Here is a 16,887-nt window from a genome sequence, read left to right on the forward strand (position 1 = left end):
GGTGTAAGCCCTTTAGCTGACCAGTACTAATAGAACGTTTGGCTTATTTTAACAAATTCTTTGGTTTACTATCTTATTAAGCATATGTTTATTATGTTTAATTTGTGTTGATTATATATAGATATACAAATATGAAATTAGCTTTTTAAGCTATTAAAGACTTTAGCATTAAATTTCTCAAATCACAATTTGAGTGTTAAGAGTTTTTTTAAAGCTTTTATCACTCAAATTTGCTGGTGGTTAAAGAGAAGTGGAAATACCCAGCCCCATCCCGAACCTGGTAGTCAAGCACTTCATCGCCGATAATACTGCAGGGTCCCCCTGTGGAAACGTAGGTCGCTGCCAGCTCATTGAGTTTTACAATTACCCCAAGAGCTTATCTTGTCTTACTAAGAAAAACAATAGTAGGTCAAGGTAAGCTTTTTTATTGCTTTATTCCCCATACATATCAATCTCTTTCTTTATTCGCTCCTCTTTTTTAGTTTAAATTACTGACTTATATTTTTTTATTAATTATTTTATATATAAAAGCTAAAGCCAAATTCTTTTTAGATATAATATTCCTAAAATATTCAAAACTAGGAGACCCAAGTGGTATTTATTGATAATGTTTATGCTGATGAAGTTATGGATTCAAGAGGAAATCCAACAGTTAGAGCAACAGTTATTTTAAGTGATGGTACAAAGTCTAGTGCAATAGTTCCTAGTGGAGCAAGTACTGGTAAAAGAGAAGCACTTGAGTTAAGAGATGCTGATAGCAGATTTTTAGGAAAAGGTGTTTTAAAAGCAGTAGAAAATGTAAATACAAGAATTGCTGATGAACTAATAGGTCAAAGTCCTTTTAATCAAGCTGAGATAGATGCAATTATGAAAGAATTAGATGGTACAAGTAACTATTCAAATCTTGGTGCAAATGCAGTTCTAGGTGTATCAATGGCTACTGCAAGAGCAGCAGCAGCATCACTTAATATTCCATTATATAGATATTTAGGTGGAGCAAATGCAATGACTATGCCTGTTCCTATGTTTAATATCATAAATGGTGGAGAACATGCAAATAACTCTGTAGATTTCCAAGAGTATATGATTATGCCTGTTGGTTTTGAAAACTTCAATGAGGGATTAAGAGCTGTTGCTGAAATTTATCAACACTTAAAAAAAGTTATTGATTCTATGGGGGAAAGTACTGCTGTTGGTGATGAGGGTGGATTTGCTCCAAACTTAAAATCAAATGAAGAACCAATAACTGTAATCATGACAGCTATTGAAAAAGCTGGATATAAAGCAGGTGAGCAAGTTGCAATTGCACTTGATGTTGCAGCATCTGAGCTTATTAATGAAAAAGGTTTGTATGTATTAAAATCTGAAAATAGAGAACTTACATCTGAACAACTTGTATCTTATTATGCTGATTTATGTTCAAAATATCCAATCGTTTCAATTGAAGATGGTTTAAGTGAAGATGACTGGGATGGATGGAAGATATTAACTGAAAAGTTAGGTTCTAAAGTTCAATTAGTTGGTGATGATTTATTTGTTACTAATGCTTCAATTTTAGCTGAAGGTATTAAAAAAGGAATTGCAAACTCTATTTTAATTAAACCAAACCAAATTGGTTCAGTTAGTGAAACTATGCAAACAATAAGACTTGCACAAAGAAATAATTACAATTGTGTAATGTCACACAGATCAGGTGAAAGTGAAGATGCATTTATTGCTGATTTTGCTGTTGCTTTAAATTGTGGACAAATAAAAACAGGAAGTACAGCAAGAAGTGATAGAATCGCAAAATACAACAGACTTCTTGAAATTGGTGCTGAAATTGGTTATAGTGAATATTTAGGAAAAGAGCCTTTTTCTAAAAAATAATGTCTAATAAAACAAGTAATATTTTTGGATTTATGCTAATAGTGATTTTTTCACTGTTAGCTACTATTTATTTTGCTTATCATTGGGTAAATCTTCTTTTTGGAGATAATTCAATACAAGTTTATAGCTCTTTGAAGCATAAAAAAGAGTATTTAGAAGATGAAATTTCGAGATTACAAAAAGAGAATGCTTATCTACAAAAAGAGTATTTTGAATTAAAAAATTTGGAGCCAGAAGAATGAAAAAAGTAATTTTAGGAATAACTATAATATTTTGTGTAACGCTTAGTGGTAGAGATAACCCATTTGCAAAATACGAAGAAGAGACAGGAAGAATGTATGAGTTAAATGAAACTCCAAAAACTGTTGAAGAGATTCAAGAAGCACAGTATATTCAAAAAGTACAAAATCAAATGAATACTCAAAGTCAACCAGTTTCACCTGCACCTAAAACTAATACACAAAAATCACCAGAAAAAACTTATACTAAAAAAGAGTTAGAAGCTATTGTACAAAAAGCAAATAAACAAAATGAACAAAAAACTAAAGAGATTGTTAAAAAAGAACTTGCAAATGTAAAAAAAGAGCCAGAGCAAGTAATTTATGTAAAACCAAGAGCTGATGTGGATAGTGATAAAATGAGTACTACTGTAAATCCTAATGCAAATTCATTAAAACAAAAAAATATTTTGCCTTTTTTAAAGATTGAAAGTAGTGATAATGAGTTGATTATACGAAGTGAACATAAAATGTTTAAAAAGTTTTCTATAGACAAAGAGAATAAATTAGCCTTTGACTATAAAGCAAAAGTAAGTTTTAATACAAAAAAAGAGCTTTTGGCTGGAAATAATTTTAAAAATATCACAGTTGGAAATCATCAAAAAGGTGGTTATTATAGAGTTGCCGTTGAACTTGGTTCTAAAGTTTCAAAGTATAGTGTTGATGTTAAAGACCAAGAGATTGTAATTAAATTAAAATAGTTTTTTAATTTATATTTATAAAAAGAGAAGTTTACAACTTCTCTTTTGAATATTTTGTATAATAAAGCATACATAGTAAAAGACCTAAAAATGCCATAAAAGCACCAACAAGGGCAGGATATTCAAAGCCTAATCCATATAAAAGTGGAATTCCACCAAATAAAGCTCCCAAAGAATTTGCTACATTAAAAGCCGCTTGCATAAAAGCAGCTCCTAGCATTTCAGAGTTTTTTGCACTTTTAACCATTACCATATTTATTGGAGTTCCCACACTCATAGCAAAAACACCACAAATAAAAGTTAAAACAATAGATAAAATCTTATTTTCAGATAAGAAAAATACCAATATTAAAAAAATTACCATAAAACTTAAAAGATATATAGCTACTTTTATTGGGTCTTTTTTATCTGCTAAATATCCACCTAAAATATTTCCAACAACCATACCAACTCCAGCAACAAGCATTAAATAGGAGATTGAGTTAGGTGAAAACTTTGAAACATTAATTAAAAGAGGTGCAATATAACTAAACCAAGCAAAAAGTCCTCCAAATCCAACAGCAACTATTAAAATAATATGCCAAGCTTTAAAAGTAAGAAAAAACTCAAGTTCTTCTTTTAAAGTTACAGTTTTAAGCGATTTTAGTTTAGGCATAAATTTAAGTAAAGCTAAAATAGTAAAGATACCCAAAAAAGAAACAATTAAAAAAGCCCATTTGTAGCTTGTGTTATGTCCTATGTATGTTAAAAGTGGTACCAATAATAAAATTGCTAGTGTAAGCCCTGTAAACATAGAAGATACCGCTTGTGCTTCTTTTCCTTTTTTTGATAACTTTATCGCAACAATTGTTCCAACTCCAAAAAAAGCACCATGAGGAAGACCTGCTAGAAATCTTGACATTAAAAGAGTATTGTAATCAGGAGCAATTATAGATAAAGCATTAAATACAGTAAATAAAATCATATAAACTATTAAAATATTTTTTGGTGGAAATTTTGAACTTAAAGCTACTAAAATTGGAGCTCCAACTACAACACCCAAAGCATAAGCAGATATTAAATGTCCAGCAATTGGAATAGAAACTCCTAAATCTTTTGCGACATCTGGTAAAAGCCCCATAATAATAAATTCAGTTGTCCCAATAGCTAAACCACCTAAGGCAAGAGGAAATATTTGTTTTGTCATAGATTTTTTACCCAAAATTCAATTTTTGAAGCAAAAAGCACTGGACATTCAATCATAGGATAGTGTCCTGCTTCTTCAAATTCTATAATTTCAACATCTTTAAACTCTTCAAAATATTTTACTACCTCATTTTTTGAGAAAACTGGAAAATCATATTTCCCAGTAATAATTTTTATAGGAATATCAATTTCAAGCTTTTGAACATTGTTTTCATAATCTACATTTAAATACATGCTCATATAAGCAATTTTAGCTTCTAAAATAGAACAGTTGTAAGCTAAATTTATACGATAATTTTTCCAATTTTGATTATACCTTTGGCTAGATTGTTCTACAATATCTTCTATTTTTCCACTGTTTTTTTCCATTTGAGCTAGTAAATTCTCTTTAGCTTTTTGTGTACTTTTTACTCCTTTATACGATATTGGAGTTAGTAAAATGAGTTTTTTAACTCTTTTATCTTTTGAAGCTATATGTTGTGCTATCATTGAAGACATAGAGTGAGCTATTAAAATATAATCAGTTAATTTCAAATTTGTTATTAGATTTATCACATCATTCATAGCTTCATCTAAATTATATTTTCCTAAAATATTTTTTGATAAGCCATAACCTCTTAAATCAACCATAAAAATTGTAAAAAGATTTTTATCAAAATAGTTTAAACAATTTTCATAATTTGTACAATCTCCCATTAATTCATGTAAGAAAATAAGTTTTTTTTCACCATTTCCAAGTTTTTTGTAGTTTAATATTGTCATTATTTTCACCTTTTAAAAAAAAATTCTAGTATAAAATGGATAATAATATAATAAAGAAAAATTTAAGAGCATTTAGGTATAATGCAAAACTTTTTTAGAAAACACTACAACAGTTTCCTAGAATGGTAGTATCGCTTCAAAGTATTTTGAAGATTACGAGAAGCATGAGTGGGGCTATAACTACTCAAACCAAATATTATAAAGGAAAGAAATGCCTACAATACAACAGCTTGTAAGAAAAGAGCGAAAAAGAGTGATTGAGAAATCAAAATCTCCAGCACTTAAAAAATGTCCACAAAGAAGAGGAGTATGTACAAGAGTATATACAACTACTCCAAAAAAACCTAACTCGGCTTTAAGAAAAGTTGCAAAAGTTAGATTAACAACTGGATTTGAAGTTATTTCATATATCGGTGGAGAAGGACATAACCTTCAAGAACACTCAATAGTGTTAGTAAGAGGGGGAAGAGTAAAAGATTTACCTGGGGTTAAATACCACATTGTAAGAGGTGCGTTAGATTCAGCTGGTGTAAATAACAGAACTGTATCTAGATCTAAATATGGTACAAAAAGACCAAAAGCTAAAAAATAAGTAGAAGGATAGAAAATGAGAAGAAGAAAAGCTCCAGTTAGAGAGATAATGGCTGATCCTATCTACAATAGTAAGGTGATCACAAAATTTGTTAATGCAATTATGCTAGATGGTAAAAAATCTGTTGCTGAAAAAATCCTTTATGGTGCAATAGATAACCTTGATAAAAGAGGTGAAGAAAAAGGTTTTGATTTGTTTGAAAAAGCAGTTGAAAATGTTAAACCACTTTTAGAAGTAAGATCAAGAAGAGTTGGAGGAGCTACATATCAAGTTCCTGTTGAAGTAAGAACTGTAAGAAGACAAACTTTGGCTCTTAGATGGTTAATTGATGCTTCAAGAAAAAGAAATGAAAGAACAATGGTTGAAAGATTAGCAAATGAGCTATTCGAAGCAGCAAACGAAAGAGGATCATCTTTTAAGAAAAAAGAAGATGTACATAGAATGGCAGAGGCTAATAAAGCATTTGCACACTACAGATGGTAGGATAAATTATTATGGCAAGAAAAGTACCCTTAAATAGAGTTAGAAATATTGGTATTGCTGCACACATTGATGCAGGAAAAACAACAAGTACTGAAAGAATTTTATTCTATACGGGAGTTTCTCATAAAATTGGAGAAGTTCATGAAGGTGCAGCAACAATGGACTGGATGGAGCAAGAGCAAGAAAGAGGTATTACAATTACTTCAGCTGCAACAACTTGTTTTTGGAATCATCCAAAAACAAATGAGCAATTACAAATAAATATTATTGACACTCCAGGTCACGTTGACTTTACTATTGAAGTTGAGAGATCTATGAGAGTTCTTGATGGTGCTGTTGCAGTATTTTGTTCAGTTGGAGGAGTTCAACCACAATCTGAAACTGTTTGGAGACAAGCAAATAAGTATGGAGTTCCAAGAATTATTTATGTAAATAAAATGGATAGAACTGGTGCAAATTTCTTGAATGTTATGGGTCAAGTAAGAGATAGATTAAAAGCAAATCCAGTACCACTTCAAATTCCAATTGGTGCAGAAGACCAATTTAGAGGAATGATTGATTTAGTTAAAATGAAAGCTTATACTTATACTCTTGATGCTCAAGTTGGAGAGATGTATAAAGTTGAAGAAATTCCTGCTGATTTAGTAGATGTGGCAGCTGAATATAGAGAAAAACTAATTGAAGCTGCTTCTGAAGCAAGCGAAGAGTTAATGGAAAAATATCTTGAAGGTATTGAATTAACTGAAGAAGAGATTACAGCTGGAATTAAAAAAAGATGTTTAGCAATGGAAATTACTCCAATGGTTTGTGGAACATCATTTAAAAATAAAGGTATTCAACCACTTCTTGATGCTGTTGCTATGTATTTACCAGCTCCAACTGAAGTTGCTGATATCAAAGGTGAAACTCAAGATGGTGAAGCTGTAATTGTTCCTTCAACTGATAAAGGTGAAGTAGCTGCTCTTGCATTTAAAATTATGACTGACCCATTTGTTGGGCAATTAACATTCGCAAGAGTTTATAGAGGAGTTCTAGAGTCTGGAACTTATGTATTAAACTCTACAAAAATGAAAAAAGAGAGAATCGGAAGATTACTTAAAATGCATGCGAATTCAAGAGAAGAAGTTAAAGAACTTTATGCTGGAGAAATTGGTGCAGTTGTTGGTCTTAAAGATACAATTACAGGTGATACACTAGCTAGTGAAAAAGATCCAGTAATTCTAGAAAGAATGGAATTCCCAGAACCAGTTATTAGTGTTGCGGTTGAGCCAAAAACAAAAGCTGACCAAGAAAAAATGGGAATTGCTTTAGGAAAATTAGCTGAAGAAGATCCATCATTTAGAGTATGGACTGATGAAGAAACAGGACAAACTATTATCGCTGGAATGGGTGAATTACACCTTGAAATTCTTGTAGATAGAATGAAAAGAGAGTTCAAAGTTGAAGCTGAAGTTGGTGCTCCACAAGTTGCATATAGAGAGACTATTAAAAATGCTGTTAAGCAAGAGTACAAATATGCAAAACAATCAGGTGGTAAAGGTCAATATGGACATGTTTACTTAGAGATTAAACCTCTTCCTGCTGGAAGCGATCCTACATTCAAATTTAAGAATGATATTAAAGGTGGAGTTGTACCAAAAGAGTATGTTCCTGCTGTTGAAAAAGGATGTAGCGAAGCAATGCAAGGTGGAATTCTTGCTGGATATCCAATGGTTGATATTGAAGTTACACTTTATGACGGAAGCTACCACGAAGTGGATTCATCTGAGATGGCATTTAAATTAGCTGCTTCAATGGGATTCAAACAAGGTTGTAGAAGTGCAGCTGCGGGTGCTATTTTACTTGAGCCAATCATGAAAGTTGAAATTGAAACTCCTGAAGATTATATGGGAGATGTTATTGGAGATTGTAACAAAAGAAGAGGACAAGTTCAGTCTATGGATGACAGAGCTGGTATCAAACTTGTTACTGCAATGATTCCTTTATCTGAAATGTTCGGTTACTCTACAGATTTAAGATCTATGTCTCAAGGAAGAGCAACATATTCTATGATTTTTGATGCTTATCAAGAAGTTCCTAGAAATGTTTCTGAAGAGATTATGAAAAAAAGAAATGGGTAATTAAGTTTACATTTTCTTAAAAAGAGGGGTGTGCTTTTTGCATATCCCTTTTTTTATTTGTTTTATATGAGTAATTTAATAGAATTGCAAATTATTTATATAAAATTAAAAACAAAAGATTTAAAATTGAGATTAGATAAAAGCTATAAATTACTAAAAAAAATTGAAAATGTTGGAATTATTTTAAAACCAAATAGTCCAGAATTAAAAGATGTATATTTAAAAATAAAAGATTTATTTGAAAAGAGAAATATAAATATTTTTCTTGAAGAACAATCTGCGAAAATGATAGAAGATAGTGGATTTTGTTTTGAAGAGTTATGTTTAAAAGTTGATTTTTTGGTAAGTGTTGGTGGAGATGGTACTCTTTTGGGAGTTGTAAGAAGAGCTTTTAAATATGAGTTACCAGTTTTGGGTATTAATTTAGGAACTTTAGGATTTTTAACTGATTTAAATATGAATGAACTTCCACAGTTTATTGAAGATTTATTGAACAATAATTATAAAATTAATCAAAGAATGATAATAAAAGGTTCAATTAAAAGTAAAAAATTTATAGCTTTTAATGATATTGTAATTTCTAGGAAAAATTTATCATCAATGTTAGAAGTTAAAGCTAAAATAGATGGAAAAGCTTTTAATACATATTTTGGTGATGGCTTAATTTTATCAACACCAAGTGGTTCAACAGCTTATAATTTATCTGTTGGTGGACCAATAGTTTATCCATTAACTGAAGCTTTTATAATAACTCCAATAGCTCCGCATTCACTCACGCAAAGACCAATAGTTGTACCAGCTGATTTTGAAATAGAGTTTAAAGTTACACAAGATAGTGGAGCGGTTGTTATAATTGATGGTCAAGAGTTATATGATTTAAAAAAAGATGAAATAATAAAAATAAAGATTGCATCTAAAAAAGCAAAAATGCTTCATAGAAGTAGTAGAGATTTTTTTAAAGTTTTAAGTGAAAAACTAAGATGGGGTAACTAAAAGTGATAACTAGATTATATATAAAAAATTGTCTATCTTTTAAAGAAGTAGATTTAGAGTTTAATAGCGGATTAAATATTTTTACAGGTCCAAGTGGAGCTGGAAAATCAATATTAATGAGAGAGATACTAGCTTCTTTTGGTCTTGAAGATGTAAAATCTGAAATTGTAGAGGTTAATTTAAATAATTCAAGAGTTAAAAATGAAGAGTTTGATATAAATTTTGAAGAGGATATTGTAATAAAATGTCTTAAAAAAGAGAAAGCAAGATACTTTTTGAATAGTCAATCTTTATCAAAAAAAACTTTGAGTGAAATATCAAATAATTTAATAAAATATTTGAGTCTTAGAGATACAAGTGATTTTAAAAGTGAAACTTTGATTGAATTTTTAGATAGATATGCAAATAAAAATTTTAAAGAATTTAAAAATATCAAAATAGATTTTGATAATAAGTATAAAGAATTTATAAATATTGAAAAAAGGTTATCAAAAATAAAAGAGGATGAAAAAAATCTTGAAGATTTAAAAGAGTTTGCAAAATTTGAAATAGCAAAAATAGAAGAGATTAATCCAAAAGAAAATGAGTATGAAGAGTTAAATAGTCTAAAAAAATCTTTAGCAAAAAAAGAAAAAATAGAAGTTGCTAGTCAAAAAGCATCAATTATTTTTGAAAATGTAAGATCAGTTAATGAGTTACTTGAGCTTTTGGAAGTTGATTCAAGTTTTTTTGATGAAGCGATAAATGAATTTACAAATATTTTAGAAAAAGCAAATGATACACTTAGTGAACTTGAAGATACAAATATTGAAGAAACTTTAAATAGAATAGAGAAAATATCTTCACTTATAAAGAGATTTGGTAGTATAAAAGAGTGTTTAGAATACAAAGAACAAAAACAAAAAGAGCTTGAAAAGTACAATAATATAAGTTATGAAAAAGATGAATTGGAACAAAATTATAATCAGCTAAATGAGATAATTTTAAATTTAGCAGATGAAATATCAACTTATCGTCAAAAAAGTGTAGAAAGTTTAGAAAAAAGTGTTAACTATTATTTAGATTTTTTATATTTAAATAGTGCAAAAATAACTCTAACAAAGAAAAAACTAGATTCTAGTGGTATTGATTTTGTAGAGTTTAAACTAAATGGTGTTGCAATATCAACTATTAGCTCAGGTGAGTATAATCGATTAAGACTTGCTCTTTTAAGTTCAATTAGTGAGTTTGATATAGCAGACAATGGAGTACTTTTTTTGGATGAGATAGATGCAAATTTAAGCGGAAAAGAGAGTGATGCAATATCGAAAGTTCTAATTAAACTAAGTAAAAATTATCAAATTTTTGCAATTTCTCATCAAATACAGTTAGCATCGCAGGCAAATCAGCACTTTTTAGTAGAAAAGATAGAGAATAATTCAATTGTTACTATTTTAGATAATGCTCAAAGAGCAAAAGAGCTAGCAAGAATGATAAGTGGAGAAAATGTTACAAATGAGGCTTTAGATTTTGTAAAAAATTTATTAAAGGTATAAAAAAAATATATTTTTTTAAAATAATGATACAATAATGGCATTTAATTGCATTGGAGCTATAAAATGTCAAAAAGTATATCAATAAAAGCAAAATTATTAATATTATCAATTGCGACAATTGTCTTAATATCAATAATTATAGCTATTGACTCAATCTATTCACTTAAATCTTTCTCAAGTGAAACAATAGAGAAATATAAAGAAGAAGCTTATGCAAAAAAAGAAGAAGAGCTTAAAAATTATGTTTCACTAGCTATGAAAACAGTTGAAGCTTACCATCAAAGAACTTCTGTGGAAAAAGTTAAGATTGAAGTGGAAGAAGAGCTTCAAAAGCAAACTATGTTTCTTTTTTCTATTTTAGAAGCTGAGTACGAAAAAAATAAAAATATTTTATCTAAGGATGCTTTACAAGAACGATTAAAAGATATTGTAAATGCTACTAGATATAGTAAGACTGGTTATTTTTGGATAAATGATTTAGATGCAGTTGTTTTAATTCACCCAATAAATCCTAAATTAAATAACAAAGATATGCACGAATATAAAGACCCAAATGGTAAACAAATATTCAAAGAGTTTGCAGATATTGCAAAAAAAGATAAAGAGGGATTTATTGATTATGTTTGGCCAAAACCTGGATTTGATAAACCACAACTTAAAGTCTCTTTTGTAAAATTATTTACTCCATATAACTGGGTTATTGGAACAGGTGAGTATGTTGAAAATGCAACAGCTAAAATTCAAGCAGAAGCTTTAAAAACTATTTCAGAGATGAGATATGCTAATAATGACTATTTTTGGATAAACGACTCACACCCTAAAATGATTAATCACCCTACAAATAGTAAATTAAATGGAACAGATTTAAGTAATTATGCTGATCCTTATGGAACAAAATTATTTATAGAGATGGCAAGAGTTACAAATGAGAAAAAAGAGGGTGGACTTGTAAAATATTATTGGGATAAACCTGATAAGAAAAATGATCCTAAAGAGAAGTTCTCTTATGTTCAAAGGTTTGAACCTTGGGATTGGATAATAGGAACAGGTGCTTATGTTGATGATATTGAGGCAGAAGTTGCATTGATGAAAGAGAATACAAATGAAAAAATAGCAACTATAATAGCAAGTATTGCACTGTTTTCTTTTATTTCAGTAATAATAGCAATTTTAATTTATAACTATTTTGTAAATAAAGCTATCATAAGACCACTTGATGAGCTTGATATTGCTATAAAAGATATAGCAAGTGGAAATGAACAAGCAGATAGAATAAATAAAAAATCAGATGATGAGATAGGAAAAATTGTTGATAGTTTTAATCAATATATTTCTAAACTTAAAAAAGGCTATATTGAAGATGGCAAAGTTATAGAAAATGTTGATGAAGTAATAGATAAAATTGCACAAGGGTTTTATGTTTACAAGATTGAAAAAACATCTTCAAGTCCACAAATTCAAAGATTAAGAGATTCAATTAATCATATGATTGAAAGAACAAATGAAAACTTGGTGAGTTTAAATAATACTTTAATAGAGTATGGAAATTCAAATTTCAAAGGACTTGATTCAAAAATTGATACAACAAAAGTAAATGGAGTTATGTCATCTCTAGCAACTAGTACTCAACTAATAGGTCATACAGTTTCAGAGTTTTTATCAATGATAGTAGCAACTGGTACAAAGTTAAATAACGATACGGCAGTTTTATCTAAATCTGCAAAAGAGTTATCAGCTTCAGCAAATGAACAAGCATCATCACTAGAACAAACAGCAGCAGCCGTTGAGCAAATAACTGGAATTATAAAACAAAGCGTTCAAAAAACATCTCAAATGTCAGTTTTAGCTTTGGATCTTCAAAAATCTTCAAAAGAAGGTGAAACGCTAGCAAGTAAAACAAATCAGGCAATGGATGAGATAAATAAAGAGGTTAGTTCTATAAATGAAGCTATTGAAGTAATTGACCAAATAGCATTCCAAACAAATATTCTTTCACTTAATGCTGCAGTTGAAGCTGCAACTGCAGGAGAAGCTGGAAAAGGATTTGCAGTTGTTGCTCAAGAGGTTAGGAATTTGGCAAGTAGAAGTGCAGAAGCAGCTAAAGAGATAAAAAATATAGTTCAAAATGCTACATCAAAAGCAAATGAAGGGAAAAGTATAGCAAATAGTATGAAAGATGGCTATACAGATTTAAATAAAAAGATAAATGAGACAATCACTTTAATTGAAGATGTTTCAAAAGGAAGTAAAGAGGAAGAAGTTGGGATTTTACAAATAAATGACACAATAAATGTCTTAGATAGTGTTACTCAAGTAAATGCTAACTCTTCTAGAATAATCAGTAATCTTGCAACAGAAGCTTCAAGTTTATCAAGTAATCTTCTAAAAATTGCAGACCGTGCTAAGTTTAAACAAGTAGAACCAAAAATTATAGAAGATATAGATTTAGTATTTAAAGTTTCAAAACTTAAAAATGACCATATTAAATTTAAGCTTGTAAATTTTGATAAAATAGGACAAAGTAAAACTCCTTGGAATGTTACTAAGCCAACTGATTGTGATTTAGGAAAATGGATTAGTGAACAAGAACAAAAAGGTATTAATTTTACAAAAAATCAAAGCTGGAAGCATCTAAAAGAGCATCATGAAATAGTTCATAACAGTGTACAAAACTATATAAATGAAGATTGTAAAGATGAACCAAGCAGAGATTTACTAAAAAAATTATCAGAGCAATTAGATATTTCAACTATTGAAGTATTTAAATCTTTAGATCAAGTAAAGATTGATAATATAGAAACTGCAAGTGAAAAAAATATTAATGAATTACAAACATTGCCAAGTAAAAATGAATTTAAGCCTAAGGAAATCAGTCAAACTGTAATCAAAAAAGAGTTTAAATCATCTGATAAAGATGATGAGTGGAAGAGCTTTTAGGCTCTCTTGCTTTACTTTAAATAATTCTTCAAATCTAAATATTTATTAAAAAATAGATATAATCTTAACTTAATTTTAATCAAAAAAATTTATTAAAAACAATCAAAGGAATTTTATGAGTAAGCAAAAAGTTGAGTTACTCTCACCTGCTGGAAATTTAGAAAAATTAAAAATAGCTATAAAATATGGAGCAGATGCGGTTTATGGTGGAGTTAGTCATTTTAGTTTAAGAATAAGAGCTAGTAAAGAGTTCACGTATGAAACTTTTAAAGAAGCAATAGATTATGCTCATGAGCGAGGCAAAAAAGTATATGCTACAATTAATGGATTCCCATTTAACTCTCAAATTGAACTTTTAAAAACACATATTAAAAAAATGGCAGAGTTAAAACCTGATGCTTTTATTGTTGCAGCTCCTGGAGTTGTAAGACTTTGTAGGCAAATCGCTCCTGAGATAGAGATTCATCTATCAACTCAAGCAAATGTTTTAAACTATCTTGATGCTCAAGTTTTTTGGGATATGGGAGTTAAAAGAATAGTTGTTGCAAGAGAAATTTCACTAAAAGATGTGATGGAGATAAAAAAACATCTTCCAGATATGGAAATCGAGATTTTTGTTCATGGTTCTATGTGTTTTGCCTATAGTGGTAGATGCTTAATTAGTGCTGTTCAAATGGGAAGAGTTCCTAATCGTGGAAGTTGTGCAAATGATTGTAGATTTGAATATACACTTTATGCTGGAAATGATGAGCATGGAAGTCTTTTTAGGCTAGAAGAAGAACCAGGAGTTGGAACTTATATATTTAACTCAAAAGATATGAATTTGGCTTCTCACATACAAGAGATCCTTGATAGTGGAGCTGTGGATAGTTTAAAAATAGAAGGAAGAACAAAATCTCCATACTATGCAGCTGTTACAGCAAAAGCATATAGAGAAGCTATTGATGACTATTATGATGGTAAATTTGAACCAGCAAAATATCAAAAAGAGTTATATACTACAAAAAATAGAGGATTTACGGATGCATATTTAATTCATAGACCTTTTGAGAAAACAGATTCTCAAAATCACGATTATGCTTTAAGCAAAGGCTCATTTGAAGTAACTGGACTTGTAACAGAAGATGAACAGCACTTTTTGTGTAAATATAAAGTCTATCCAAATGAAGATATAGAGATATTTACTCCTCACAACACAGTTTTGGATACTTGTGAAAATGAAATAGGTAAAGTTTTTAAAAAAGAAAATGGTTTATACTATATAAATTTTAAAAAGATTTTAACAGATACAAACAAAGAGCTTGAAAGTGTTCATAGTGGAAATGTAAATAAAATACAACTTCCTTGTAAACTACCATACCTTACAATGTTTAGAGTAGAAAATATTGCTGAAAATATAGAATAAAATGATTTTTTTTAGAGCCACAAATAGCATTAATATTAAAATAACAGATGGAACAATCTTAAAGTACAATAGGTTTAAAGCACCTATTGGAATAGAGAATGAGACAATATATCTTACAACTTATGATGATTTTAATGACTTAAGAGATATCTTTGCAAAAGTTGATAAAAGTAAATATAATGCAAAAATTATAAACGAACAAAGTGTACTAAAAAATCCATCATTTCCTACTCAGTTGGGAGTAATTATTGAAAATGAAAGTATAGAGAGATTGGAGCTTAAAGATTTAAAATTTTTGGAGTTAAAAGAGCAGAATTTTTTAAATCAACTAAAAAGTTTTCATAAAACTAGTATAAAAGTTGCTATTATTGGAAGTTTGGGAAGTAGTATTAGTCAAATGATAAGTGGAATGGCGGCACTTAGAATTTTTTATAATAAATTAAAAGAGATATACAAAGTTGTAAAACTTGATGTATATATAAAAGCTTCAAACAATAGTTATTATAATAGAGACAAAAGTATATATTCAACTCAAGATTATATAAGTGAGATTTTGCCATTGGCAATAAATAGCAAAACTATTTGTGAATATGATTATTTTGTTGATAATAGTATCGATATTACAAAAATATTAGATATAAATCCAGTAGATGCTTGGCTTTTTAAGTTTGGGATTGATTATAAAAAAATATCAGATTTAGAAAAATTCTCACAGCTAAAAACAGAGCATTTTGAACTAACAAAAGGTTTAAAACAAAAGATACAAGAGCGTAAACAAAGAGGAAAACTTTTACTTTTTCATCCTTATAGTGCAAATATAAATAAATCTATTCCTCAAAACTTTGCTATTGAGATTTTAAAAAATTTGATAGACAAGTTAGACGATTATACAATCGTTTCAACTCTTTTAATTGATAATAAAATAAAAGCAGATAACTTTTTGGATTTATCGTCTTATTCAAAATCTATTGAAGATTTTATATATATAGTTTCATCTAGTGATAAGCTAATTACTGCTTACACATCAGCACTTCATATAGCAGATTGTTTTATGATACCAACACTTTGTATAGCAACATTTAAAGAGTATGAAGAGCAGCTAAAATATTATAAATGCACAAAAACAATTTTTGTAAAAGATAGCTCAAAAAATCTATCAAAATTTATATATGAGAATGATAGTTTGACTATAAATAAATTTGAAGAGTGGAAAAAACTTAAGATAGAAAGAATAGTAAAAGTCTTAGAAAGTTTTTGATATAATCAGACTTTTAAAAATAAATAAATAGGAATAAAAATGAAATTTGTATCAATCATTATGGGTAGTAAGTCAGATTATGAAATTATGAAAAACTGTGCAGATACTTTTGAGCAATTCAAAGTAAAATATGAGTTAATTATCTCTTCAGCTCACAGAAGTCCTGAAAGAACAAAAGAGTATGTAAAAGAAGCTGAAGAAAAAGGTGCTATTGCATTTATTGCAGCAGCTGGAATGGCAGCTCATTTAGCTGGTGCATTAGCAGCTACTACAACAAAACCAATTATTGGAGTTCCTATGAAAGGTGGTGCAATGGATGGTATGGATGCTATGCTTTCAACTGTTCAAATGCCTGCTGGTATGCCAGTTGCTACAGTTGCTCTTGGAAAAGCAGGTGCAATTAATGCTGCTTATTTAGCAATGCAGATTTTAGCAATTAGTGATAAAGATTTAGCAATAAAACTAAAAGAAGATAGAATTGTAAAAGCAAAAGCTGTTGAGACTGATTCAAAAGATATTGAAGTGATTTTATAATATTGAAGCCAATTGCACTATTTACTTTACCAAACTGTAAATGGTGCCAAGAGGCTATTAGCTACTTAAAAAGTCGAAAACTGAAATTTAATCAAATAGACTTAACAAAAAATAAAAAAGCCTTATATGATTGTCAAAAAAGATGCAAAGGTGCTCCAGTTTTTTTAGTTGGAGATGTTTGGATATGCGGTTTTGACAAAGATAAATTAAATAAAGAGTTAGGAATAAAATAAAG

The 16,887-nt window shown here is 29.2% G+C and carries 15 protein-coding genes and 1 rRNA gene; 14 read left to right on the forward strand and 2 right to left on the reverse strand.

All coding sequences use genetic code 11. The features are described from left to right. The first annotated feature begins 232 nt into the window (after window positions 1–232). The 4 genes from rrf to CJ670_RS09905 all read left to right on the forward strand — a co-directional run bounded on the left by rrf (window position 233) and on the right by CJ670_RS09905 (window position 2,848). Window positions 233–348, forward strand: a 5S ribosomal RNA gene (rrf, locus tag CJ670_RS09890). A 243-nt stretch (window positions 349–591) separates the two neighbouring features. Continuing rightward, entirely contained in the window at window positions 592–1,869 is a 1,278-nt protein-coding gene (eno, locus tag CJ670_RS09895; RefSeq protein ID WP_105939837.1) for a phosphopyruvate hydratase, read from the forward strand. Continuing rightward, window positions 1,869–2,111, forward strand: a complete 243-nt coding sequence (locus tag CJ670_RS09900) for an FtsB family cell division protein (protein WP_105926213.1) — start codon at window positions 1,869–1,871, stop codon at window positions 2,109–2,111. Before eno ends, CJ670_RS09900 begins: the two co-directional genes overlap by 1 nt. Then, complete coding sequence (locus CJ670_RS09905; RefSeq protein ID WP_105911651.1) at window positions 2,108–2,848, forward strand: AMIN domain-containing protein; 741 nt, start codon at window positions 2,108–2,110, stop codon at window positions 2,846–2,848. The genes CJ670_RS09900 and CJ670_RS09905 overlap by 4 nt, the downstream gene beginning before the upstream one ends. A gap of 31 nt (window positions 2,849–2,879) precedes the next feature. On the opposite strand, the gene CJ670_RS09910 is transcribed toward CJ670_RS09905, so the two are convergent. Continuing rightward, window positions 2,880–4,034, reverse strand: coding sequence for an MFS transporter (locus CJ670_RS09910; RefSeq protein ID WP_105939838.1), 1,155 nt, complete (start codon window positions 4,032–4,034; stop codon window positions 2,880–2,882). Next, window positions 4,031–4,795, reverse strand: a complete 765-nt coding sequence (locus CJ670_RS09915; RefSeq protein ID WP_105939839.1) for an alpha/beta fold hydrolase — start codon at window positions 4,793–4,795, stop codon at window positions 4,031–4,033. Before CJ670_RS09915 ends, CJ670_RS09910 begins: the two co-directional genes overlap by 4 nt. A gap of 211 nt (window positions 4,796–5,006) precedes the next feature. Between CJ670_RS09915 and rpsL the strand changes: the two genes are divergently transcribed. The 10 genes from rpsL to CJ670_RS09965 all read left to right on the forward strand — a co-directional run bounded on the left by rpsL (window position 5,007) and on the right by CJ670_RS09965 (window position 16,885). Next, a complete protein-coding gene (rpsL, locus tag CJ670_RS09920; protein WP_105939840.1) occupies window positions 5,007–5,387 on the forward strand; it encodes a 30S ribosomal protein S12 in 381 nt (126 codons plus the stop codon). A 15-nt stretch (window positions 5,388–5,402) separates the two neighbouring features. Beyond that, entirely contained in the window at window positions 5,403–5,870 is a 468-nt protein-coding gene (gene rpsG, locus CJ670_RS09925; protein WP_105911655.1) for a 30S ribosomal protein S7, read from the forward strand. Between the two features lie 11 nt (window positions 5,871–5,881). Beyond that, entirely contained in the window at window positions 5,882–7,990 is a 2,109-nt protein-coding gene (gene fusA, locus CJ670_RS09930) for an elongation factor G (RefSeq protein WP_105911656.1), read from the forward strand. A 126-nt stretch (window positions 7,991–8,116) separates the two neighbouring features. Next, window positions 8,117–8,983, forward strand: a complete 867-nt coding sequence (locus tag CJ670_RS09935; RefSeq protein ID WP_105939945.1) for an NAD(+)/NADH kinase — start codon at window positions 8,117–8,119, stop codon at window positions 8,981–8,983. Window positions 8,984–8,985: 2 nt separating this feature from the next. Then, window positions 8,986–10,518, forward strand: coding sequence for an AAA family ATPase (locus CJ670_RS09940; RefSeq protein ID WP_105939841.1), 1,533 nt, complete (start codon window positions 8,986–8,988; stop codon window positions 10,516–10,518). Window positions 10,519–10,581: 63 nt separating this feature from the next. Then, the gene (locus CJ670_RS09945; protein WP_105939842.1) at window positions 10,582–13,455 is read left to right on the forward strand and encodes a methyl-accepting chemotaxis protein; all 2,874 of its coding nucleotides are present in this window, start codon (window positions 10,582–10,584) and stop codon (window positions 13,453–13,455) included. A gap of 115 nt (window positions 13,456–13,570) precedes the next feature. Continuing rightward, entirely contained in the window at window positions 13,571–14,860 is a 1,290-nt protein-coding gene (locus CJ670_RS09950; RefSeq protein ID WP_105939843.1) for a peptidase U32 family protein, read from the forward strand. A gap of 1 nt (window position 14,861) precedes the next feature. Then, window positions 14,862–16,118, forward strand: coding sequence for a glycosyltransferase family 9 protein (locus CJ670_RS09955; protein ID WP_105939844.1), 1,257 nt, complete (start codon window positions 14,862–14,864; stop codon window positions 16,116–16,118). A gap of 39 nt (window positions 16,119–16,157) precedes the next feature. Further along, window positions 16,158–16,652 carry a 5-(carboxyamino)imidazole ribonucleotide mutase gene (purE, locus tag CJ670_RS09960; RefSeq protein WP_105917859.1) on the forward strand — a complete coding sequence of 165 codons (495 nt, stop codon included), beginning with the start codon at window positions 16,158–16,160 and terminating at the stop codon, window positions 16,650–16,652. A 2-nt stretch (window positions 16,653–16,654) separates the two neighbouring features. Beyond that, window positions 16,655–16,885, forward strand: coding sequence for a glutaredoxin family protein (locus CJ670_RS09965; protein ID WP_105939845.1), 231 nt, complete (start codon window positions 16,655–16,657; stop codon window positions 16,883–16,885). Window positions 16,886–16,887 lie beyond the last annotated feature (2 nt).

The organism is Arcobacter cryaerophilus gv. crypticus, from assembly GCF_002993025.1.
In the GTDB taxonomy this organism is placed as follows: domain Bacteria; phylum Campylobacterota; class Campylobacteria; order Campylobacterales; family Arcobacteraceae; genus Aliarcobacter; species Aliarcobacter cryaerophilus_B.